Annotated in this window: 18 protein-coding genes and 1 other annotated feature; of the genes, 4 read left to right on the forward strand and 14 right to left on the reverse strand. The window is 42.7% G+C overall.

The window, feature by feature from the left end:
* Nucleotides 1-120: 120 nt before the first annotated feature.
* Nucleotides 121-723, forward strand: a complete 603-nt coding sequence (gene rpsD, locus CHH48_RS17550; protein WP_038562254.1) for a 30S ribosomal protein S4 — start codon at nucleotides 121-123, stop codon at nucleotides 721-723.
* Nucleotides 724-823: 100 nt separating this feature from the next.
* Here the strand turns inward: rpsD and CHH48_RS17555 are convergent, their stop codons facing one another.
* Nucleotides 824-1,573, reverse strand: a complete 750-nt coding sequence (locus CHH48_RS17555; RefSeq protein ID WP_095220605.1) for an SDR family NAD(P)-dependent oxidoreductase — start codon at nucleotides 1,571-1,573, stop codon at nucleotides 824-826.
* 136 nt (nucleotides 1,574-1,709) lie between these two features.
* Entirely contained in the window at nucleotides 1,710-2,543 is an 834-nt protein-coding gene (locus CHH48_RS19900) for an STAS domain-containing protein (RefSeq protein WP_281252971.1), read from the reverse strand.
* Between the two features lie 191 nt (nucleotides 2,544-2,734).
* Here CHH48_RS19900 and CHH48_RS17565 point away from each other — a divergent pair, with 191 nt between their 5' ends.
* Nucleotides 2,735-3,598, forward strand: coding sequence for a manganese catalase family protein (locus tag CHH48_RS17565; protein WP_095220603.1), 864 nt, complete (start codon nucleotides 2,735-2,737; stop codon nucleotides 3,596-3,598).
* A 41-nt stretch (nucleotides 3,599-3,639) separates the two neighbouring features.
* On the opposite strand, the gene CHH48_RS17570 is transcribed toward CHH48_RS17565, so the two are convergent.
* The 10 genes from CHH48_RS17570 to tyrS form a co-directional block, all read right to left on the reverse strand.
* Entirely contained in the window at nucleotides 3,640-4,506 is an 867-nt protein-coding gene (locus CHH48_RS17570) for a DUF2382 domain-containing protein (RefSeq protein ID WP_095220602.1), read from the reverse strand.
* 162 nt (nucleotides 4,507-4,668) lie between these two features.
* Complete coding sequence (locus tag CHH48_RS17575) at nucleotides 4,669-5,712, reverse strand: galactitol-1-phosphate 5-dehydrogenase (RefSeq protein ID WP_095220601.1); 1,044 nt, start codon at nucleotides 5,710-5,712, stop codon at nucleotides 4,669-4,671.
* A 177-nt stretch (nucleotides 5,713-5,889) separates the two neighbouring features.
* A complete protein-coding gene (locus CHH48_RS17580; RefSeq protein WP_245840433.1) occupies nucleotides 5,890-6,105 on the reverse strand; it encodes a hypothetical protein in 216 nt (71 codons plus the stop codon).
* 29 nt (nucleotides 6,106-6,134) lie between these two features.
* A complete protein-coding gene (locus CHH48_RS17585) occupies nucleotides 6,135-7,172 on the reverse strand; it encodes a zinc-binding dehydrogenase (RefSeq protein WP_095220600.1) in 1,038 nt (345 codons plus the stop codon).
* Nucleotides 7,173-7,191: 19 nt separating this feature from the next.
* Complete coding sequence (locus CHH48_RS17590) at nucleotides 7,192-8,451, reverse strand: PTS galactitol transporter subunit IIC (protein WP_095220599.1); 1,260 nt, start codon at nucleotides 8,449-8,451, stop codon at nucleotides 7,192-7,194.
* A gap of 64 nt (nucleotides 8,452-8,515) precedes the next feature.
* On the reverse strand, nucleotides 8,516-8,800 hold the full coding sequence (locus CHH48_RS17595; protein WP_095220598.1) for a PTS sugar transporter subunit IIB: 285 nt from the start codon (nucleotides 8,798-8,800) through the stop codon (nucleotides 8,516-8,518).
* A complete protein-coding gene (locus CHH48_RS17600) occupies nucleotides 8,800-9,288 on the reverse strand; it encodes a PTS sugar transporter subunit IIA (RefSeq protein WP_095220597.1) in 489 nt (162 codons plus the stop codon). The genes CHH48_RS17595 and CHH48_RS17600 overlap by 1 nt, the downstream gene beginning before the upstream one ends.
* Nucleotides 9,281-11,365 (reverse strand): BglG family transcription antiterminator, encoded by a 2,085-nt coding sequence (locus CHH48_RS17605; protein WP_095220596.1) that lies wholly within the window; start codon nucleotides 11,363-11,365, stop codon nucleotides 9,281-9,283. The genes CHH48_RS17600 and CHH48_RS17605 overlap by 8 nt, the downstream gene beginning before the upstream one ends.
* A 175-nt stretch (nucleotides 11,366-11,540) precedes the next feature.
* Entirely contained in the window at nucleotides 11,541-12,050 is a 510-nt protein-coding gene (locus CHH48_RS17610; RefSeq protein WP_095220595.1) for a general stress protein, read from the reverse strand.
* A gap of 123 nt (nucleotides 12,051-12,173) precedes the next feature.
* Complete coding sequence (tyrS, locus tag CHH48_RS17615) at nucleotides 12,174-13,451, reverse strand: tyrosine--tRNA ligase (protein WP_095220594.1); 1,278 nt, start codon at nucleotides 13,449-13,451, stop codon at nucleotides 12,174-12,176.
* Nucleotides 13,452-13,502: 51 nt separating this feature from the next.
* Nucleotides 13,503-13,708 (reverse strand) — a binding site (T-box leader).
* Between the two features lie 119 nt (nucleotides 13,709-13,827).
* Here tyrS and CHH48_RS17620 point away from each other — a divergent pair.
* Entirely contained in the window at nucleotides 13,828-16,536 is a 2,709-nt protein-coding gene (locus tag CHH48_RS17620; protein WP_095220593.1) for a transglycosylase domain-containing protein, read from the forward strand.
* A 34-nt stretch (nucleotides 16,537-16,570) separates the two neighbouring features.
* Here the strand turns inward: CHH48_RS17620 and ccpA are convergent, their stop codons facing one another.
* Together ccpA and CHH48_RS17630 are read right to left on the reverse strand one after the other, a co-directional pair.
* Entirely contained in the window at nucleotides 16,571-17,566 is a 996-nt protein-coding gene (gene ccpA, locus CHH48_RS17625; protein ID WP_095220592.1) for a catabolite control protein A, read from the reverse strand.
* 171 nt (nucleotides 17,567-17,737) lie between these two features.
* Nucleotides 17,738-18,832 carry a bifunctional 3-deoxy-7-phosphoheptulonate synthase/chorismate mutase gene (locus tag CHH48_RS17630; RefSeq protein WP_095220591.1) on the reverse strand — a complete coding sequence of 365 codons (1,095 nt, stop codon included), beginning with the start codon at nucleotides 18,830-18,832 and terminating at the stop codon, nucleotides 17,738-17,740.
* Between the two features lie 190 nt (nucleotides 18,833-19,022).
* Here CHH48_RS17630 and pilM point away from each other — a divergent pair, with 190 nt between their 5' ends.
* Complete coding sequence (gene pilM / locus CHH48_RS17635) at nucleotides 19,023-21,146, forward strand: pilus assembly protein PilM (RefSeq protein ID WP_095220590.1); 2,124 nt, start codon at nucleotides 19,023-19,025, stop codon at nucleotides 21,144-21,146.
* Nucleotides 21,147-21,175 lie beyond the last annotated feature (29 nt).

A 21,175-nucleotide genomic window follows, 5' to 3' on the forward strand; every position in this document is an offset into this window, starting at 1 on the left:
GGTGTATCGTGTAACTCTCTGCTGTCGGAGCGATGGTACATGAAAACATAATCAACAGGTGAACCGAGCACACTCTGTTTTTATTTTATGCAAATAAAATAATAAAGGTGGAATTTATCCATGGCACGTTATACAGGTCCATTATGGAAAAAATCCCGTCGTCTTGGTATCTCCCTAAGCGGAACAGGTAAAGAGCTTGACAAACGCCCTTACCCACCAGGACAACACGGTCCAAACCAACGCAGAAAGCAATCCGAATACGGCTTGCAGCAAGCTGAGAAACAAAAACTTCGTTACATGTACAACATGAACGAACGCCAATTCCGTCGTGCATTCGAGGAAGCTGGTAAAATGAAAGGTATCCATGGTGAGAACTTCATGACTCTTCTTGAATCTCGTCTTGATAACCTTGTATACCGTCTAGGCTTGGCTCGTACTCGCAGACAAGCTCGTCAGATCGTTGGCCACGGCCACATCACTGTAGACGGTAAACGCGTAGATATCCCATCTTACCGCGTAAAACCTGGTCAAGTTATCGGTGTTCGTGAGAAATCACTTAAACTTGATATCATCGCTACTTCTGTTGAAGCGAACAACTTCGTACCAGATTACATGACGTTCGATGCAAGCAGCTTACAAGGAACTTACTCTCGTTACCCAGAGCGTTCTGAACTTCCTGCTGAAATCAACGAAGCACTTATCGTAGAGTTCTACTCCCGTTAATTGCTTAAAATACTCCGGATTACCACTTGGTATCTCCGGAGTATTTTTTTATACAAAAAAAGACGTCTCACTATAAGCAAGACGCCCCTCTATTATAAAATTACTTCGTATTTGTAAATCCGCCATCAATACGGATAACTTCACCATTGATGTATTGTGCTTTTGATGTCAGAAGGAATGTAACTAGTTCTGCTACTTCTTCCGGTGTTCCAAGGCGTTTCTGCGGAATACCGCCAGTTGCGTTTTCTTTCATTTTTGGATTAGCTGCATAAAACTCAGCCACCATCTTCGTTTCTGTAGGACCTGGTGCAATTGCGTTTACACGCAGACCATCCTTCGCATATTCAGCAACCAAGCTTTTTGTCATACCAACAATGGCGTGTTTTGTAGCTGCATATGTCACAACAGAATCCTGCCCGATTACTCCAGCACTGGAACTTGTATTAACAATGGAACCTCCGCCATTTTTCACCATTACTTCTGCTACATAACGAACACCATAAAGTGCGCCCAACAAATTGATCGCAACGATGCGTTCAATTTCTGCAACATCAGAATCAAGGAAGTATTTGCCGCTGCCTGAAATCCCAGCATTATTGAAGAAATAATCGATAGAACCGAAATGCTCAACAGTTTTATCTACATAATTCTTTACATCTGCTTCTTTGGAAACGTCTGCTTGGATGAAAATCGCTTCCGCTCCAGCTTTTTTTACTAATTCAACAGTTTCGCTAGCTCCTTTATCACTAACGTCAACTACTACGATATTTACGCCTTCTTCTGCAAGTCGGACTGCCGTAGCTTGTCCTAAACCGCTGCCCGCCCCTGTGATGATTGCAACTTTACTCATATGTAACCCCTCCGATAGTAGATAGTTTGAACTATACGTATGTTATTGTACTACTTTCTTCTGAAATTATGAAGAAAGTCGACTTTTGTCGAAGAAATAAAAAATAAGAGCTTATAAAAAGCTCTTATTTCAATCACTATATTTTCCGTAGCATAATCTTCTCTACCGTATTTTTCAAAGAATGGGTTGTCTTCAGCTGACCAAACGGAATGCCTAGCTGTGTTGAAGTTTGTGCAATTTCGGGTCGCATACCAGAAATAATTGTCTCTACTCCTAGTAGTTTTAACGACTCGACGATCGAGAATATCCTATGAGCTACCATTGTATCAATGACTACGACACCTGACATATCAATGAACAGATGATCTACTCCGAGTTCGGAGCAGCTATGAAGCACGTTTTCCATCATATATTGAGCACGATATGTATCTATTTCCCCAACCAGCGGCAAAAGCGCAACAGTAGGCGTCAACGAAATAACTGGTGTACTCAGTTCCAAAATCATGTCTTGCTGTGACTGTAATTTGAATTGAGATTGTTTTGCATTTTCCCGGATGAACCAGACAATTACCTGATTGAATGAATCGGTGATTTTCTGATAATAATCCAAGGCTATTTGCGCATCTACCTTCTTTTCTCTGCAGAAATCCCGCAGAACATCAAGATACAATGCTTGATTTCGATGAAACTCATTGATGATTGCTTCGATCGGCGTATTCAAATGCCGATCATCCTTAGCAATGGAAACGATCCAATCCTCAAATGCATCACACGACACATCAGAATCCTGATTCAATACTTCACAAAATCGCTCATGAAATCCTCTATTCTGCGCTTTCAGCTGTGCAATAGCATCCGGTTCTGTTACCGCATATACGCCGCTCGTTTTGTCAGCAGCTGCATACCACTTCTCTACTATTTGATCTATATTCTTCAGATAGTGCTTATGTAATTCCTGTTGATATAGCATTTCTCTGCTCCTCATTCCTAGCTTCAAATAATGTATGATTACTTTTTACTATAGCATCATTAATTAATCATTTTCTATAAGTACGAGCAAAACCTAGAAAAAACAATACCATTTTCCTAAATATAAACACATAAACAGATACTGTTCTGCAGAGAATAAATGCAAATTGCAGGAAAATGGGGTGCTCATCTATGTACTACTACAAAGAAGAACTTATTAATGTCATAAAGCCGGATAAGCCAGATCCAGCCGCAGCAAAAGCACTGCAGGAAATCTTAGGCGGTCACTACGGAGAAATGCGTACCATGATGCAATACTTCTTCCAAGGCTCTAACTTCCGAGGGAAGGATAAGCAGTTTCGCGACCTACTTCGCGGTATTTTCCTGGAAGAAATTGCGCATGTCGAGTTAGTTCAAAGTACCATTAATGCCCTTCTTGACGAGTCTGGTGAAGGAGGTGCAGGAAACACTGCGCCTGATGGAGCACCGCTTGATGGACCAATCGAACACACACCGAATGTGAATCCGCACCATTATATAATTGGTGCACAGTCATCTATCCCGTTCGATGCTGCAGGAAATCCATGGAATGGCTCTTGGGTTTACAACCACGGAAACCTTGTTGCTGATTTGCTAAACAATGTCGTGCTGGAATCGACAGGGGTTTTGCAGAAGACGCGCATTTATGAAATGAGTTCTAATGCCACGTTCCGAGAAACACTTGGATTCCTAATCGTCCGCGATAATGCCCATCAAAATGCTTTCGCTAAAGCATTGGAAACACTAGGAGTCGATTGGGGCAAAACCTTCCCTATCCCGAATTATGATATTAATAAATATCCGGAATGCCGAAAATTTGTAGAAATGGGCTACCATAATACACAGTTTAATTTCCGTTTGGATCCCACTCGAATCTCTGAGATCATCCAAGGAACTGTACCTAGTAGAAACGGGGGCGAATTCACTGTCTCTCAGCCGCCTGCTGGCTTCCCAGTACCTGAGATGCCGGAACTGCCGAATGAGCACAGTCCAGGTTTAAGTGATTTGAATCGATAACAAACAGAAACCTCACCGAAAGTTATCGGTGAGGTTTTCTATTACTTGAAATCGTTATTCTTTTTTGTGCTATCTTTTATTTCGGCTTCTTCACGTCTCACATTTTCATGTACATGGACGTTCTCTTTAACATCTTTTTTATTTACGACAATCTCTTCTTTAATGACATCCTTCTTATCCACATCTACTTTTTCTTCAAATACTGGAACGTGGATTTCATCTTTTTCTGTATAAGCTCCGGTCGTTTTTCCTTTTTCACTTACTTTGTTAACTGGACGGCGCTCAATATTCACTTCCTGTTTTGTAACAGGAACATCGAATTCTTCTTGATCCGTCACCGTACGTTTATCAATATTAATCTCACCAGATTTTACTGAGTTAGTATCAACATCAACTACCTCTTCATGCAATTCCATCTGTTCTGTTTGAGATGCGTTAGGTTGTCCAGTTTTACCGCTATTCAAATCAGCAAAAGCAGTATTGCCAGTTTGTGCAGTCTTATTACCAGGTGTTACATGGTTTTCCTCTGCTCTTAATGTATCGCTATTTGTTGCTGAAGTATTTGCCTGTGATTTCTGTTGTGCTGATGGATGTACAAACAACAGAATCTTACCGCTCTTCAATTCATCTACATAACGATCCGTTTCTTTTTGGTTTAAGTTAAGATCTTCTAATGCCTTCTCCTCTGGGTCATCTCCAGAGAACAAAGCAGATACCTTATCGCCAAAGGAGCCTTTTGCTTCCTTATAATTCACGCTCAGTCTGTCTGCCAGAATAGAGGACTCGGGTTTCTTGTCTGTGATTACTGTTACTTTGTTTTCTTGGATACCTTTAGATTTCAATTCGTTCACTCTTACGATCACATCATTTTCATTTTGGAAGGTTTCGATTTTATTCTGTGCTAACATGTTGTATGCCTCCTAAATTGTTTTGAAGTGTTTCATGATTTTTGTATTCCCGGCAAGGTAATTTATAAACATTACCTTTACATTTTAGTCCTCATTGATTATTGCGAAAGTGAAATTACAAACAAAAAAGAAGATGTATTCTCATACATCCTCTTAGTAATATTACGGATGAAATAGCACCTTCACAGCATCAATACTTCGATCGGTAAGCTGCTTGAAAATTGCCGGACCTTCACTTAAAGGTATGTGATGACTTATCATTTTCTCGCCATTTATTTGACCTGTTTTCATGTAATGAATAGTGTTTGCCCATTCTTTACCAGGAAACGGAGCAGATAAAGCATTCCAGGAGCCATGAATTGTAAGCTCATTTCTGACGATTTTCTCAAAATAAAATCGTTCTATTCGTATATCAGCGTATGGAATACCCAAATAGACAACCTCGCCGCCCTTTTTAGGAAGTGATAACACTTGTGCAGATGTCACTGGTGAACCTGCTGATTCAATTGCTAGGTCGACTCCAGTGCCATCTGTGTATGCAAGTATCGCTTCATGAGGTTTAGCTGTCGAACCATCAATCACATGATCGGCGCCTACTTCCAAAGCAATATCTAATTTTCTTTTGTCAATATCGATGGCAATGACCCTCTTCGCCCCGAAGATTCTAGCCCATTGTATCGCAAGCAGCCCGATACTTCCGGCTCCCATTACAGCAACCGTTGCTCCGGGTTTAATTTGTGTCCGATAGAAACCATGCGCTACAACAGCAGCAGGCTCAATAAGCGCTGCCGTTTCATCATTCACTTCAGGAGGAAGTGGTATGACATGCACAGCTGGTAACTTCACATACTCTGCAAAAGCACCCGGCACTTTAGATCCGATGACGATTAATTCCTCACATTGCGAAGGCTGACCGCTATTACAGTAGTAGCAGTTTCCACATGCATGTGTCGGACAGGCTGCTACTCTATCTCCAGTTTTAACATTAGTGACAGCTGCTCCAATTTCCTCCACTACCCCTGAGAATTCATGACCGAATGTCATGCCCGCTATATAGGGACCAAGTTTTTTATAACGCGACAGATCGGAACCGCAAATGCCTGCAGCAGTGATTTTAATAATTACATCGTCTTGCGCTTCAATCGTTGGGCACGGCGATTGTTCATATCTTATATCTTCAACTCCATACAGATTCAGCGTCTTCATTCATGTCCCATCCTTTTATGTCTGCTTTGTTCTCTTACTCGTGAACAGCTTCAGGCATACACCACCTATAATTAGACCATTAAAAATTATTTGGTGTGCAAAATAGAAGGAGCTTACTTCCCTTAAGGACCCGAGCATAAAGTCAAGCATCATATCTACCATCTTTACACCTCCATATTAGTAGTCGGCATTTGATTTTCTATTCTGGATAATCGCTACAGCCCCGCTTGCACCAATTCGTGATGCACCAGCCTCAATCATCTTGACTGCATCTTCATAGGTTCTTATGCCTCCTGCGGCCTTAACACCAATTTTTCCTTGTGAAATGTTGGATAAAAGTTCAATATCGTCTACCGTCGCACCTCCACCGTTGAATCCGCTAGCTGTTTTCACAAAATCAGCTTTTCTTTTTCCAACGTTTTTCACCTTTCTTGCGCTGGTGTCAGAAGGACTTTGATTGCTTCTCCTGATTTTATTAATTGATAAGCTTTTTCCCATTCTGATATATCGAAGATGTGGGTGACTAGTGCAGCTGCATCAACGGCACCGCTTTCCATTAAGTGCAGTGAAGGTTCCCAGTCAGCTGGCTTCTGGCTCCTACTGCCAATAATTTTCAATTCCTTTTGAATAACCTTCTCCATATCAAACGGAATGGTTGCTTCGGCAAACAAACCTACTTGAGCGTACTGTCCCTTTTTTCGAAGAAGTGACAAACCCTGATGCGCAGCTGGAATCGCTCCCGAACATTCGAAAATGACGTCCGCACCATACCCATCTGTCAGTCCTGAAATAATCCCTTCCAGCGATTCTTCCTGTATATTGACCACATAATCAATTCCAAGTGCCTTTGCTTTTTCCAAACGAACGGTATCAGATGACAGGCCAGTGATAACTACCGTGGCACCTTTGCTTTTAGCAACTTGTGCAGTCAAGAGACCAATAGGCCCTGGTCCTATTACGATCACAATGTCATTCGGCTTAATCGTTGTTTTAGCTACTGCATGATGCGTGCATGCGAGTGCTTCTGTCATTGCTGCCGATTGATCATCAACATTATCCGGGATACGGTGAATGCTCTCAGCCCTTGCAATCACATAAGTTGCAAAGCCGCCATCCTGCTGTGTTCCAAGCCCTTTTCTATACTTGCATAAGTTATAATCCTTCTGCTGACAATAGCTGCATTGCCCGCATATATAGAAAGTCGTCTCGGAAGTAACCCGATCTCCTGGCTTCAGGTGGCTGACATTCCGACCAACATCAACTATAACTCCAGCAAATTCATGTCCTAATGTGACAGGAGCAGCTACTCGGTAGCTTCCTTCATACGTGTGGATATCAGATCCGCATATACCAGCATAAGTTACTTTTATTTTCACTTGATCTTCTTCTGGATAAGGCTCAGGTTTGTTTTCAATGACAAGATTGCCGTAACCCAACTCCTTTTTCACTAAAGCATGCATATATGCTCCTCCTATTTAATTAATTGTATATTGCGAAAACCTTCCATATAATCCAGTTAACTAAGTTGCCTCCCTGGTCGATACTAGAAACCGTTGCCGATCCTTCTGGCATTTCAATATTGGCAGCTTTCGTCATATCTGTGAAAATAGGTGCAATATCTGTGGCCATATACAGGGATAAGGCAATCATGATTGTTCCAGTTATCACAGAATGAATAATGTTTCCTTTTGCTGCTCCAACGATGAAAGCAACTATGAATGGAATAGTAGCCAAATCCGCAAAAGGCAGAACAGCATTTCCAGGCAGAATGACTGCCAACAGGACTGTGATTGGCGTAAGGATCAGAGCAGTCGAGATGACTGCAGGATGGCCCAATAATACTGCTGCATCCAGCCCGATATTGATTTCACTGTTACCGAATCGTTTACTAAGCCAGTTCCTGGCAGACTCCGATACTGGCATCAGCCCTTCCATAAGAATTTTTACCATTCGGGGCATTAGAACCATGACCGCCGCCATCGCCATTCCGATTTCGATGATATCTCCGACTCCATAACCCGCTAATGCACCTATACCAGCACCTAGTAATAAGCCGATTACCATCGAGTCTCCGAAAATACCAAATCTCTTTTGGATTGTTTCCGGATCGGCATGTATTTTGTTCAAGCCAGGAATCTTTTCAAGCAGCTTCACAATTAGGATGCCAGGAGCATAGGAAATCGTACTCCCCGTTGCCACAGTAACACCAGGCATTTCATAGAAATCCTCTACCATCGGCTGTGTCCAATCCGCCACTTTCAAGCAAACAATTTGGAATAGGACAGCAGCGATCAGGCCTTGTACGACACTTCCAGAAACGGTATATACGACAGCAGCCATAAATGTATAGTGCCAATAATTCCAAATATCCACATTCATCGTTTTCGTCGTCTTTGTCACAAGCATGACGACGTTGACAACCAGCCCAAGCGGGATTATAAATGCAGCTACTACGGATGCCCAAGCGATGGACGATGTGGCCGGCCAGCCGACATCAATTACATTCAAATCTACTCCCAATCGGTCGACCATCTGCTGTGCAGCAGGTCCTAAGTTCAACGTCAGTAAGTCGACGACGAGGAAAATACCGACGAAAGCTACCCCGATTGTCAGACCGGACCTGAACGCCTTTCCAGGCTTTTGCCCGAATAATAGACCAAGAAGGAAGATAGCTACCGGTAAAATAACAGTTGCACCTAAGTCCAGAAAACCTTGTAAGAAACCGACAAATGAATCCATCATGCAGCCCCCACTTCTAGAAAATGAGGTCGATTCCAAGAAACTTGAAACCGACTCTCAAATCTCATTTTTTTAATTCATCCAAGATTTGATCCTTCGTCTCTGCCAAACCGATTCCGGTCAAGAATGATCGCGCATTAATCACTGGGAAAGGATAGGAAGTCTTTACCATTGCTGTCGTAACTAGCAAGTCAGCTGTGTCCACATAGGCATTGACTTCTGCTATTTTGATTTGGATCAGGTTAACATCAATTTTATGTTCCTTTGCCATCTCTTCAATTGCACTGTTTACGACAGTGGAAGTGGCAATACCAGCACCACAGGCAACCAACACTTGTTTTTTGGCCATTATCTGTCACCTCCTTTACTGGCGGACAAGCTAAGCTTCCTGTCTATCAGCTTGACTACATCTTCTTTTGTTTTGGATTCATACAGTACTTGCAGCGTCGTTTCATCTTGAAAGAAGTTCATTAGATCTCTTAATAGTCTCAGCTGTGCATGTGACTGCTGCATCGCCAGCATGAAAATAATACTGACGGGCGTTTCCATGGACGCTTCTCCCATCACCTGGAAGGCTGCCGGCTCCTGCAGCAACGCAATACTGATCGCATTCTTTTTTACATGTTCGATATCCGTATGCGGGATGGCAACAGATATCGACGAAGCAGTCGGTAAGCCAGTCGGATATTCCTTCTCACGTTCGATAATTCCTGACACAAAGCTTGCTTCGACAAGATTCTCTTTTACAAGGTTTTCTGCCATCTCACGTAATATCTCTTCCCTTGTTCCAGTCATTTGCAGAAATACCAGTGTTTCATCCAGGTAAAATTCAGCCATAATAGAACTCCTTCTCCTTTACTACATCATCTGAATATTGTTGAATGATTCGCCTCATATCCGGTATGCCGGAAGCATCTATCAGTTTTTTCAAATCCGCTTCAGACTTTGATAGCTTCATGAGCTGCATCAGGGCATGAATATGCTCTTTTTTATCCTTCGCAGCGATGACTACCAAAATATGAATGCGATAACCTAAATACTGAACCCCGTTTTTAATTTTAAGCAGGCTCATTCCGGTGCGGACGACACCATCTTCTGGTGAAGCATGCGGAATTGCTATACCAGGCCCTATCACGATATATGGATCTTTCTCACAGCTTTTAATCATTGCGTCGATATATCTCGGCTCAATATTCCCTTTATCAAGCAGGCTGCCTGCACAAGAGCGCACAGCATCTTCCCATGACCCAATCTGATACGCCATTTTTAAATGCTGATTTATCAAGAAGTCACACAGTTGTTGCTGCTGCGTCTCATCCGATGTTGTTTTAACTACGTGCTCGTCGACTTGAGTGAGATATGCCTGCAGTTCTTTTTCAAGAGCTTCCTTGTTTTTCACTGTCGCGTGATTACTAATAATTTGAATGATATCGCTTGTCCTGACTTCTTTTGATACAAATCCATGGATATAAGATAAGACCTGTTTTCGGAGAAGCCTTTTTTCGTGTGTATCCAGCACTGTCTTCGTAATGAAGAGCTTCCGCGAAGTTTCTAGTAATACTGGTGAGAAGACAATGTCATACTCCAGGTCATAAGTGATAAATTCACGAACAGACATACTGTCCAAAAATATAAATTCCGGGAAAAGTCCGCTTAACTCGTGGAACATCAGCTTGGAGACAGATACACCTTGCGGACATACGACAATTGCTTTCACTTTTTCTCCGATACTTTCTCCCTGCTGCCTGATCCACCCACCGATAAGCAAGGTGATATAGATCTGTTCATTCTCTGGAATCTCACTTTCAATAAAGAGTTCCAATGGTTCGAGAGACCGTTTGACCAATTGGTGCAAGGATCGAAATTCTCCGTTTAATACTCCTGGAACCGGTGTAGTGTCAGTGAGATTGTATTTAATTCGGTAATAAGCTGGTTTGATATGCTGCATCAATTTATGGAGCAGCTGCTTCCGCTCTTGCATACGGATACAGGTAACTTTTTCAAAAAGACTGAGCATGCTGTCAACCGCTGGATATAGGTCTGGTATTGCATCTTCCTCCTTCATCTCCGTCGTTACTACATTTGCAGACAGTAAATGCAATGTGATAAAAAGCTTTTCCGCTTCCGGCAGTCCTTCCTGGTCAAATAATAATTCCTCTGCAGCTTGATATTCTTTCGTACCAGCAAGTTCTTTATAGCTTATCGGCGGGTCTGTTAAGCGCGCCCCTTTCCGAATTCGCTGCAAAATCAGGAATAAGGTGAGTGGCATTGTTTTCATTTTTTCATCTGTAAATTTGATAGACAGCTTTTTTTCTACCTGTTCGATTCTGTCACGGAAGGAATACAAACAATCTTCTTTCAACTCTAAAACATCTATCAATTCCGGAAGTATGTTATCCGACTCTAGAAATTCTATCAATGTAGACATAAGGGCCTTCCTAAGCTGAAATTCGTTTCCTTCAATATAATAGCCGAGCTTTCGGCCATATCGTATATGCAGCTGAAATGGTTCAAGCTGTTTCTGCAAATTCTTCAGATCACGCAATATTGTATTTCTGCTGATATGCAGTGCAATCGAGAAATGATCCAATGTAAGATAATCTTTGCTTATCAGCATACAAAGAAGGAGATGCGTTCTTTGACGAACTGTCAAAATGGAAGAATGATTCTGTTCCGCCGTTTCTTTCACATGATTCAGTGCTGTGAAAACTTTTTCATCGATGAGAAATTGACCCTGTGACGTTCGCTCGATTAACGGTAAGCTTAGTTGTTTGAGCCAGCTGTTTATCTTTTGAATGGAATAGCCGAGCTGCCTTTTCGATAGGCCGAATTTCTTTTCAATTAAAGCACTGGAGATGCTCGGATTACTTAATAAAGCATCAAGGATAGCGGAGTTACGTTCATTAAGATTCATCAAATCCTCCTTTCTCTAAATTCATCTTAGCACGTAAATATTCTTATTGTATGCGCTTTCAACATCATCGTTTGAAGAATGGATGTACAGCATGGGACGGAACCCAATTTATGTTTTTGCACACAAAAATAGCTTCATCAGCAGAGCAGTGCTGATGAAGCTTGAATATGTTTCTTTATCTTCTTGTCTTATTCAATTCATTCGCATTTTGATCTTTCGTATTCGGCTCCGCATGAAGTCCGTCATTCGGTTTATCGGCTGCATACAGACCATCTGCCGTCATACCTTTTTCCCCTTCTGTCGCATGATCACTACGGTCTTTTGTAGTTGCAGTACTGGCAGCAGTAGTAGGGTTTACCGGTTTATTTTCTGCATACAGCAAAACTTTCCCCGCCTTCAGTTCATCAACATAACGGTCTTTCTCAGTTTCCGAAAGACTCAGGTTGTTGAGGACTTTCTCTTCTGGATCTTCACTGGAGAAAAAGGATGCAAATTTTGTGCCAAAGGAACCATTTGCTTCCTTGTAATGAACATCTCTTTTATCTCCGAGAATGCTGTTATTCGGTTTCTTGTCTACAATGACTGTAATATCCTCTTCTGGTACGCCAGCAGAGATTAATTCGTTCACTCGTACGATTGCATCACTTTCATTGATGAATGTTTCGATTGTATTTGTATTAACCATTGTTTTTACCTCCTATTGATTTACTTTCTAGTAAATGCCTAAGGACTAGATGGTTATTACATTCCCCCTACTATTCTAATGAAACATAAAAAGCACTATCCTGCTCGGATAGTGCTTCTCATATTAAGCGAATTTCAATAGAGTATATTTCTTTTTGCCGCGGCGGATGATAATGAACCGCTCATCAATCCGATCCGCTTTCGTAAGAACACGGGACACTTCTTCTTCTTTTTCACCATTGATACGGATCGCACCGTTTGTGATGTCTTCTCTTGCCTGTCGTTTTGAAGGGGAGATTCCTGCTTCCACCAACATATCGACAAGCGGTTTGTCTTCGTCAGCTGCCGTGTGAGACGGTACATCCTTGAAGCCTTGTTCGATTTCAGCACCATTAAGGGAAGCGATATCTCCGCTGAATAGAGCTGCTGAAATCTTGATTGCCTGCTCTAATGCTTCTTCACCGTGTACAAGCGTTGTCATTTCTTCCGCCAGTTTCGTTTGAGCAAGACGTTTTTCCGGTTCATTCTCAACGCTTTGTTCGTATGTTGCTATTTCTTCAAGGGACATGAAAGTAAAGTATTTCATGAATTTGATTACATCACGGTCATCCGTGTTGAACCAGAATTGGTAAAATTCATAAGGAGTCGTGCGTACCGGGCTGAGCCATACTGCTCCACCAGCTGTTTTACCGAATTTCGTCCCATCTGCTTTTGTAATAAGCGGCACAGTTAGAGCAAAGGCTTTATCCTGCGCTTCTTCATTATTGCCTGCATGAGTCCGGCGGATCAATTCCATACCAGCTGTTATGTTTCCCCATTGATCACTTCCACCAATTTGAAGCGTTACATTTTCTTTTTCGTACAAACGAAGATAATCCAGAGACTGCAAGATCATGTACGTAAATTCTGTAAAGGAAATACCGTTTGCCAATCTGGACTCAACAGAATCCTTCGCCAGCATATAATTGACTCCAAAATGCTTCCCGATATCACGTAGAAAATCAATGATACTCATCGAGCCGAGCCATTCGCCGTTATTCACAGCCTTGGCAGCATTTTCACCTTCATCGAAGTTCAAAATGCCAGCAAGCTGCTTTTGAATAGCTTGACTGAAGCTTTCTACTGTTGCAGCATCATTTAAGTTACGCTCATCAGAACGTCCGCTTGGATCTCCAATCATTCCTGTACCTCCGCCGATAAGCGCGATCGGACGGTGACCTGCCTGCTGGAATCGTTTCAGCATAAGCATCGGTACAAGATGCCCGATATGCAAGCTGTCGGCTGTTGGGTCAAACCCACAGTACAAGCTCACCTGCTGGCTGGATAGATGCTTCTCCAATCCTGCATCATCACTCGTCTGCTGTACCAGACCTCTGTCTTTCAAATCCCGTAAAATTGACATATTGACCACTCCTCATTTACATTTGAGAACAAAAAAATACCCCATCCCTAAAAAAGGGACGAGGTATGACTCGCGGTACCACCCTTGTTGCAGTGTAAACTGCCACTCGGTTTGCTAACGGATATACATCCGTCTCCTGCTTGAACAGGAGAAGCTCCAGCTTGTAATTGGCAAAACAACTGTATACTGACTCGCACCGGCCGTCAGCTCTCTGCAACAGGGAATCGTTCCGCTACTATAACCTTCAACGCAATATTTATTATGACTGTTCCTACATTATTACCATATGCATGGATAAAATGCAACAAGGATTTTGGACTCACTACGAAAATTGACTATTATGGTATAATAGACAAACCAATTTCGGGGGTGAAATATGCAAATCAAAGCAATATGGACGAGAATTAGCAAACGAATTGCGGAAGCTTGGAAGGCTGGCCGAATTCAGCGGAATTCTCGTATCACATATGACGTCATCTGGAACTTATTCCTCTTTTTCCTGCTTATAGCTGGCGTCGGGATTTTCTTTGCTGCTGGGGCTGGTGCAGGATATTTTGCATCACTTGTGAAAAGTGAGCCTGTCCGTTCCTATGACTCTATGAAAGAAGACATCTACAATTATGAGGAGACCTCTTCCATCTACTTTGCTGATGATGTCTTCCTCGGCAATATCAAAACTGACCTTTACCGGGAAGATGTAAAACTCGATGACATTTCACCATATGTTGTTAATGGAATTATCGCAACCGAGGATGATAATTTCGAAACACATGATGGTGTTGTACCGAAATCTATTCTTCGGGCTCTTATGCAGGAAGCAACGAATTCAGAAACGAAAACCGGTGGGAGTACGCTGACACAGCAGCTTGTCAAAAATCAAATACTCACCAATGAAGTATCCTTCGAACGGAAAGCAAAGGAAATCATTCTGGCGATGCGCTTAGAAAAAGCGATGAATAAGGATGAAATTCTGGAAGCTTACATGAATATCGTTCCGTTCGGAAGGAATGTTTCCGGAAATAATATTGCCGGTGTACAGACTGCAGCTCAAGGTATCTTCGGTGTAAACGCGAAGGATCTCTCGTTACCTCAAGCCGCTTTCCTAGCCGGTTTACCACAAAGTCCAACAGCTTATTCGCCATTTACAAACAGCGGAGAGCTAAAGGAAGAAACTGCCCTTCAGCCAGGTTTAAATAGGATGAAGCAAGTGCTTAACCGGATGTTTGATGAAGGCTATATCGACCAAAAGGAATACGATGAAGCAATTGGCTATGATATAACACAAGATTTTGCAGAAGCAAAACCTGCTTCTACTGACGACTATGGCTATTTAACTACCGAAGTCGAGCAGCGTGCGGCAGATATTATTGCGATTCAACTCGCTGAACAGGATGGCCATTCTGAGAAAGATCTGAACAAAGATAATGACCTTAAGAACGAGTATCTTGAAAAAGCAGAACGCGATATTCGCCAAAAAGGTTACCAAATCCATACGACAATCAACAAAGATATGTATGTTGCGCAGCAGAAAATCGCAAAAGACTATGCGTATTACCAGCCAGATCATTGGGTGGAACGGACAAATAGTGACGGAGAAACAGAGACTGTTTCCGAGCCAATCGAAGCCGGTTCCATCATGATTGAAAACAGTACTGGTAAAATACTAAGTTTCGTCGGCGGGCGGGATTATGAGAAAAACCAAGTAAACCATGCCACTGATACAAAGCGCTCAAATGGTAGTACGATGAAACCGTTGCTTGTGTATGCTCCAGCGATGGAAGAAGGTACTTTACAGCCGGGAAGTGTCATTCCCGATGTAAGCAAAAGCTTCGTCATACCTGGTCAATCGAAATCTTATAGTCCTGGTAACTATGGCGGCACTTATCATGGTTTAGTAACGGCCCGTAAAGCACTGGAGCAATCTTACAACGTTCCTGCAACCAGAGCATACGCGGATATCCTAAATCTTGATCCTGCAAGCAAATATGTGGAGAAGATGGGGATTACCACTTTGACAGAGGGTGATCATCACAATCTCTCAGCAGCATTAGGCGGGATAGCATACGGTACAACGGTTGAAGAAGACGTTAACGCCTATGCAACCTTCGGTAATAACGGAGAGTTCACTGATGCCTACATGATTGATTCCATCACAACAAAAGACGGCAATGAAATCTACAAACATGAGTCGAAATCGAATAAAGTGTTCAGCCCGCAAACGAACTATTTAATGCTCGATATGATGCGCGGTGTTCTAGATAGTGGTACAGCTACCTATGCGAATTCGCAGTTGTCCAATAAGAGTGTCGATTGGGCAGGTAAGACTGGTACATCCCAGGATTATCACGATTCCTGGTTCGTAGCTACCAACCCGAACGTAACAGTCGGTGTATGGATGGGCTATGATAAACAGGATTCTATCCAGACTTCTGGAATGGGATACAGCCAGCGAAATCAGCTGCTTTGGACACAGTTGGTGAACAGTGCAACCAAAATCGATCCAGACATGATGGCCCCTAGCGAGTCATTCAAACAGCCTGATGGACTGACGAAAGCGTCTTATTGCGCAATTGGCGGCGGAAAACCAACTGATCTCTGTAAACAAGCAGGAATGGTTAAAACTGATCTGTTCGATAAAGATCATGTGCCGAAAAAAGCGGATGATAGTCTGATCAAACAAAATGGCAAAATCGTCCTTAATCCTGACTTTGTAAAAGCAAACGAATTACAGGGAGTAAGCATCGAACAGCTCTTCCCTAATAATGAGAAAGTACAAAAGCTGATTGGTAAATCTGCAAGCGGCAGTACTGCAAAGAAATCAGATGATAAAGATGACACCGTGAAGACAAGTTCCGGTGCACCGCTTCCGCCGACAAATGTACAGAAAGCTGATGACAAGTTAACGTGGTCGCAGTCAAAAACAGAGGACGTAAAAGGATATCGCATTCTGCAGAAGCAGGGAGATAGCTTCAAACAGATTGGATTCAGCGATCAATCCTCGTTCAATCTTCCTGACAATGATTCCACTTATCAAATCAAAGCTGTTGGTAAGGACGACAAAGAATCCGAAACAATTACACTATAAAAAAACTAGCGTATCCGATTGGATACGCTAGTTTTTATTTTGTAGAATTTCGTTCGATGATGCGGTGAGGAAGAATGACGTTCTTATCGGATACTTCCTCTTTATTCATCAGCTTCGTCAATAGACGCATTGCTACAGCACCGATATCGTAAGTAGGCTGTACAACGGTGGAAAGTGTCGGACGAACCATCGTTGCAAGTCTTGTATTGTCATACCCTACCACTTCAATATCCTCCGGTACACGCAGTCCATTGTCCTGGAAGCCATGGATGACACCGAGTGCCATTTCATCAGAAGATACGAATACAGCAGAAGGACGATCAGCCAAGTCTGCTAGCTGTTTCGCAGCATCAAGACCAGAATTGTACGTATTGTTGGCTTTTACGATGTATTCCTGTTTCACTTCGGTATTATTTTCCGTTACAGCGCGGAGATAACCTTTGTATTTCTGGTTATTTGTTTCAGCTTCTGCCGTTCCTGCAACAAACGCTGGCTGCTTATGATTATGATCGACAAGCAGTTTAGTTGCTTCATAAGCTGCTTGCTCATAGTCGATAGCTACAGTAGGTATCTCGCCTGTTCCTTGTCCAGTTGCTGCAATGACGATTGGTACAGGGGATTTATCGAACTGCTGCAGCAGCTCATCACTAATTTTACCGCCCATGAAGACGATACCGTCCACTTGTTTCTCCAGCATGCTGTTAAAGAGTGTCAATTCTTTCTCTGGATTTTGATCGGAATTGCTCAGGATCATATTGTATTTATACATGGTTGCAATATCTTCAATCCCGCGCGCAAGCTCGGAGAAGAAGATACTGGAGATATCCGGTATAATTGCTCCGACTGTTGTAGTTCGTTTGCTTGCAAGCCCCCTAGCTACTGCATTCGGACGATAACCGAGCTGTTCAATAGTGCCGAGTACTTTTTTCCGGGTTGCAGGTTTTACGTTCGGGTTGCCGTTTACCACACGGGAGACAGTTGCCATCGATACGTTCGCTTCGCGGGCAACGTCGTATATGGTTACATTCATTGTGTCATTTCCTCCTATATACCTTACACGATTCCAATCATCTAAAGATGATAAAAACAATTTGTATGTTTATTCACATATTCTTTACCCATTATACCAGAGTTTTGAACATTTCAGTAGAAGGAGATTCAAAAAACCCTTGATACTATAGGATTGCTAGGCTACCAGCTGTCAATTTCCGGAAGGGACACGACTAGCATAACTGCTGTGGGCAATAAGGTCACGATAAAATGCATCAAATCGCGGCAAGTCCATTTGCTGCGCTGCATCGGAAAGGGCAACAGCCGGATCTGGATGAACTTCCGCCATGATACCGTCAGCACCAATTGCAAGAGCTGCTTTCGCTGCTGGAAGCAGCAAATCACGCCGGCCAGTGGAATGCGTAACATCGACCATGACTGGAAGATGGGTTTCTTGTTTTAAAATCGGTACAGCAGTAATGTCCAATGTGTTCCTTGTTGCAGTTTCATACGTACGGATTCCTCGTTCACAAAGGATAATGTCATTATTCCCGCGGGAGCTGATATATTCTGCTGCATGGATGAATTCGGAGATGGTCGAGCTCATGCCGCGTTTCAAAAGAATTGGCTTCTTTACATCACCAGCTGCTTTCAACAATTCAAAGTTCTGCATATTACGAGCGCCAATCTGTATGACATCCAAATACTCGGCTGCTTTCTCGATATCCTCTGGTGCTACAATTTCACTGATAACGGCCAAATCATACGTATCAGCAATTTTTTTCAAGATACGAAGCCCTTCCTCACCTAAACCTTGAAAATCATAAGGAGAGGTGCGCGGCTTAAAAGCACCTCCACGCAGAAGCTTCAAGCCTTTTTCCTGCAGTGACTCAGCTACTTTGGCTGTCTGTTGGTAACTCTCCACAGAGCATGGTCCAAAGACGAACTGCGGCTCTCCATTCCCTATTTTCGTACCTTTAATAGTAATGACCGTGTTTTCGGGTTTGCGGCGCCGTGATACAAGCAATGCTTTATGCATATCATCTTCCTGCAGTTCAAGGCTTGCTTTAAAGATTTCCTTGAACAAATGCTGAAGTGTGGCATCCTGAAACGGTCCTTTGTTATTATCAGATATGACATTCAGCATATCTCTTTCCCGTACCGGATCAAAGCGCTTCGTTCCTTGCTTTTTTTTCACTTCGCCGATTTCCTGAACAAGTTTACCTCGTTCATTTATCAAAGCAAGCAGTTCAAGGTTCACTTCATCTAATTTCTTTCGCAGTACCGTTAATTCATCCATATTCATCGCTCTCTCCCACTCTCTATCTAGTATATCCAGCTCAAGTAATTAGCAATCATTATAGCTAAAAGTTTACGCGCTGTCATCCACAAATAGTGTAGAATGACAATAGGAGCTTTAAATGAATCCAGAAGAAGTTTCATTAAGCTACAGTGTTCAGTGAAGCTACGAGTTCAATGCAGAAAGGAATATCGTTTTGAAAGAAAGAATTTTCGCTTTGGATATTGGGACTAGATCCGTTGTCGGCATGCTTCTTGAAGAAGATGCTGGTATTTATACATTGATAGATTACGAGATAATTGAACATGATGAGCGTTCGATGCTTGACGGCCAGATCCATGATGTAGTTGCCGTCGCACAGGTTATCATGGAAGTGAAAGTTAAACTTGAGGAAAAACACGGTCAGCTGCATAAAGTATGTGTCGCAGCTGCTGGACGTTCGCTGCAGACAAAACGTATCCGAATGCAGCATTCAATAGCCGAACGAGGTGTATTGGACCGAGAGCAAGTGCAGCATCTGGAGCTCAGTGCTGTACAGCAGGCACAATATGAAATCGCCCGATCGAAGGATAAGAGTACCGATTATTATTGTGTCGGCTACTCGGTTCTGCATTATCAGCTCGACGAGCAGGAGATTGGTTCGCTGATAGATCAGCAAGGCCAAGAAGCAAGTGTAGAGATTATTGCCACTTTCTTACCGAAGGTCGTTGTAGAATCTTTATTGTCAGCATTAAAGCGCAGTGATTTGGAGATGGATGCACTGACATTGGAGCCAATTGCTGCAATTAGCGTCCTTATACCACCATCAATGCGTCGTTTGAATGTAGCATTGGTTGATATCGGTGCTGGTACAAGTGACATTGCCATAACGAATGAAGGAACAATTACCGCTTATGGCATGGTTCCAAAAGCCGGCGATGAAATCACAGAAGCGATAAGTGATCATTATTTGCTCGATTTTCACGTAGCCGAAGCGGCAAAAAGAGACTGGGCAGAAATAGGGACAATTACGACGATGGATATTCTCGGCTTTGAACAGCAGTTGGAAGCCGCTCAAGTCGAACAGGACATAGGCCATGCAGTCGACAAGCTGGCAGAAGCAATTGCAGAATCTATTATGCAGTTGAATGCAGTTCCCCCAAAAGCTGTCATGCTCGTCGGTGGCGGCAGCCAGACACCTGGACTGGCTATGCGTTTGGCGAAACGGCTTGAATTGCCGGAGAATAGAGTAGCTATACGTGGAACAGAAGCCATTCAACCGCTTGCGAAAACGGATAACGTGCCATCAGGTCCTGCTTTTATAACACCAATCGGCATTGCCTTGGCAGCTAAACAGAATCCTGTACATTATGTCAGTATACTTGTTAACGGGCGTGTCATTCGTTTATTCGATATGAAAAGACTGACTATTGGTGATGCATTACTAGCAGCAGGGATACAGGTAGCACGTCTTTACGGGAAACCGGGAGCCGCTTGCATGATCACTTTCCAGGGGAAACCGCTCACTCTTCCTGGCACATTAGGACAGGCTCCAACTATACGACTCAACCAGCAGACGGCAAGTCTTGACTCAGCTATAAGAGATGGAGATAAACTGGATGTCGAAGCTGGAGTAGATGGTTTGCCTCCACAAGTGACTGTAAGCGATATAACAGGAGATTTAGATCCGATTACAGTCTTCTATAATGGTCGACCTTATCAGATGAAACAGCAGCTGCTCGTAAATGGTCAGCCAGTCCACCCAAACCATCAGCTCAAAGACAGAGATGAAATTATCATGCAGCGAACAACAACAATAGAACATTTCTTACATGAACAGCAGCTACCTTTGCCGGCATTGCCTGATGACACGGAATATGAAGTCTACATAAATGATAAGCTAATGTCGATTGATTCGTTTAGTCAGGTGTTTACCATCAATGAAATTCCAGCACGATTACGTGATCAGGTGAATGATGGAGATAGTATCCGTATCTCTGAACGCAGATCACCAACTGCATCTGAGCTGCTTTCTCATCTTCAGACGGAAAATCAAGCGAGTTTGACAGTTGAGTTCAATGGAAAAACACTTAAGCTTACTCCTCCTGCAGCACAGCTTTATAGTGGAGATAAACCATTGGAATATGACGAGCAGATTCCTAGCGGTGCTCGACTTCAAATGCGTGTAGCCACAGATCAATTCATTATCCAGGATATTTTCCGGTTTGTAGATATAGATTTGACAAAGATTAGTGGAAACTTCCAACTATATAAAAATGGAAACAAAGCATCTTTCCATGATTTTTTGTCTCCACACGATAAAATAGAACTGACCACTTAAAAAAGCTGTACGCTTATGCGTACAGCTTT

This window comes from Terribacillus saccharophilus (genome assembly GCF_002272075.1).
GTDB lineage: Bacteria > Bacillota > Bacilli > Bacillales > Amphibacillaceae > Terribacillus > Terribacillus saccharophilus_A.

Bases quoted from the DNA above. Each gene is read 5' to 3' on its own strand.
- rpsD (WP_038562254.1), top strand. From the start codon at position 121: ATGGCACGTTATACAGGTCCATTATGGAAAAAATCCCGTCGTCTTGGT.
- CHH48_RS17555 (WP_095220605.1), bottom strand. From the start codon at position 1,573: ATGAGTAAAGTTGCAATCATCACAGGGGCGGGCAGCGGTTTAGGACAA.
- CHH48_RS19900 (WP_281252971.1), bottom strand. From the start codon at position 2,543: ATGCTATATCAACAGGAATTACATAAGCACTATCTGAAGAATATAGAT.
- CHH48_RS17565 (WP_095220603.1), top strand. From the start codon at position 2,735: ATGTACTACTACAAAGAAGAACTTATTAATGTCATAAAGCCGGATAAG.
- CHH48_RS17570 (WP_095220602.1), bottom strand. From the start codon at position 4,506: ATGTTAGCACAGAATAAAATCGAAACCTTCCAAAATGAAAATGATGTG.
- CHH48_RS17575 (WP_095220601.1), bottom strand. From the start codon at position 5,712: ATGAAGACGCTGAATCTGTATGGAGTTGAAGATATAAGATATGAACAA.
- CHH48_RS17585 (WP_095220600.1), bottom strand. From the start codon at position 7,172: ATGCATGCTTTAGTGAAAAAGGAGTTGGGTTACGGCAATCTTGTCATT.
- CHH48_RS17590 (WP_095220599.1), bottom strand. From the start codon at position 8,451: ATGGATTCATTTGTCGGTTTCTTACAAGGTTTTCTGGACTTAGGTGCA.
- CHH48_RS17595 (WP_095220598.1), bottom strand. From the start codon at position 8,800: ATGGCCAAAAAACAAGTGTTGGTTGCCTGTGGTGCTGGTATTGCCACT.
- CHH48_RS17600 (WP_095220597.1), bottom strand. From the start codon at position 9,288: ATGGCTGAATTTTACCTGGATGAAACACTGGTATTTCTGCAAATGACT.
- CHH48_RS17605 (WP_095220596.1), bottom strand. From the start codon at position 11,365: ATGAATCTTAATGAACGTAACTCCGCTATCCTTGATGCTTTATTAAGT.
- CHH48_RS17610 (WP_095220595.1), bottom strand. From the start codon at position 12,050: ATGGTTAATACAAATACAATCGAAACATTCATCAATGAAAGTGATGCA.
- tyrS (WP_095220594.1), bottom strand. From the start codon at position 13,451: ATGTCAATTTTACGGGATTTGAAAGACAGAGGTCTGGTACAGCAGACG.
- CHH48_RS17620 (WP_095220593.1), top strand. From the start codon at position 13,828: ATGCAAATCAAAGCAATATGGACGAGAATTAGCAAACGAATTGCGGAA.
- ccpA (WP_095220592.1), bottom strand. From the start codon at position 17,566: ATGAATGTAACCATATACGACGTTGCCCGCGAAGCGAACGTATCGATG.
- CHH48_RS17630 (WP_095220591.1), bottom strand. From the start codon at position 18,832: ATGAATATGGATGAATTAACGGTACTGCGAAAGAAATTAGATGAAGTG.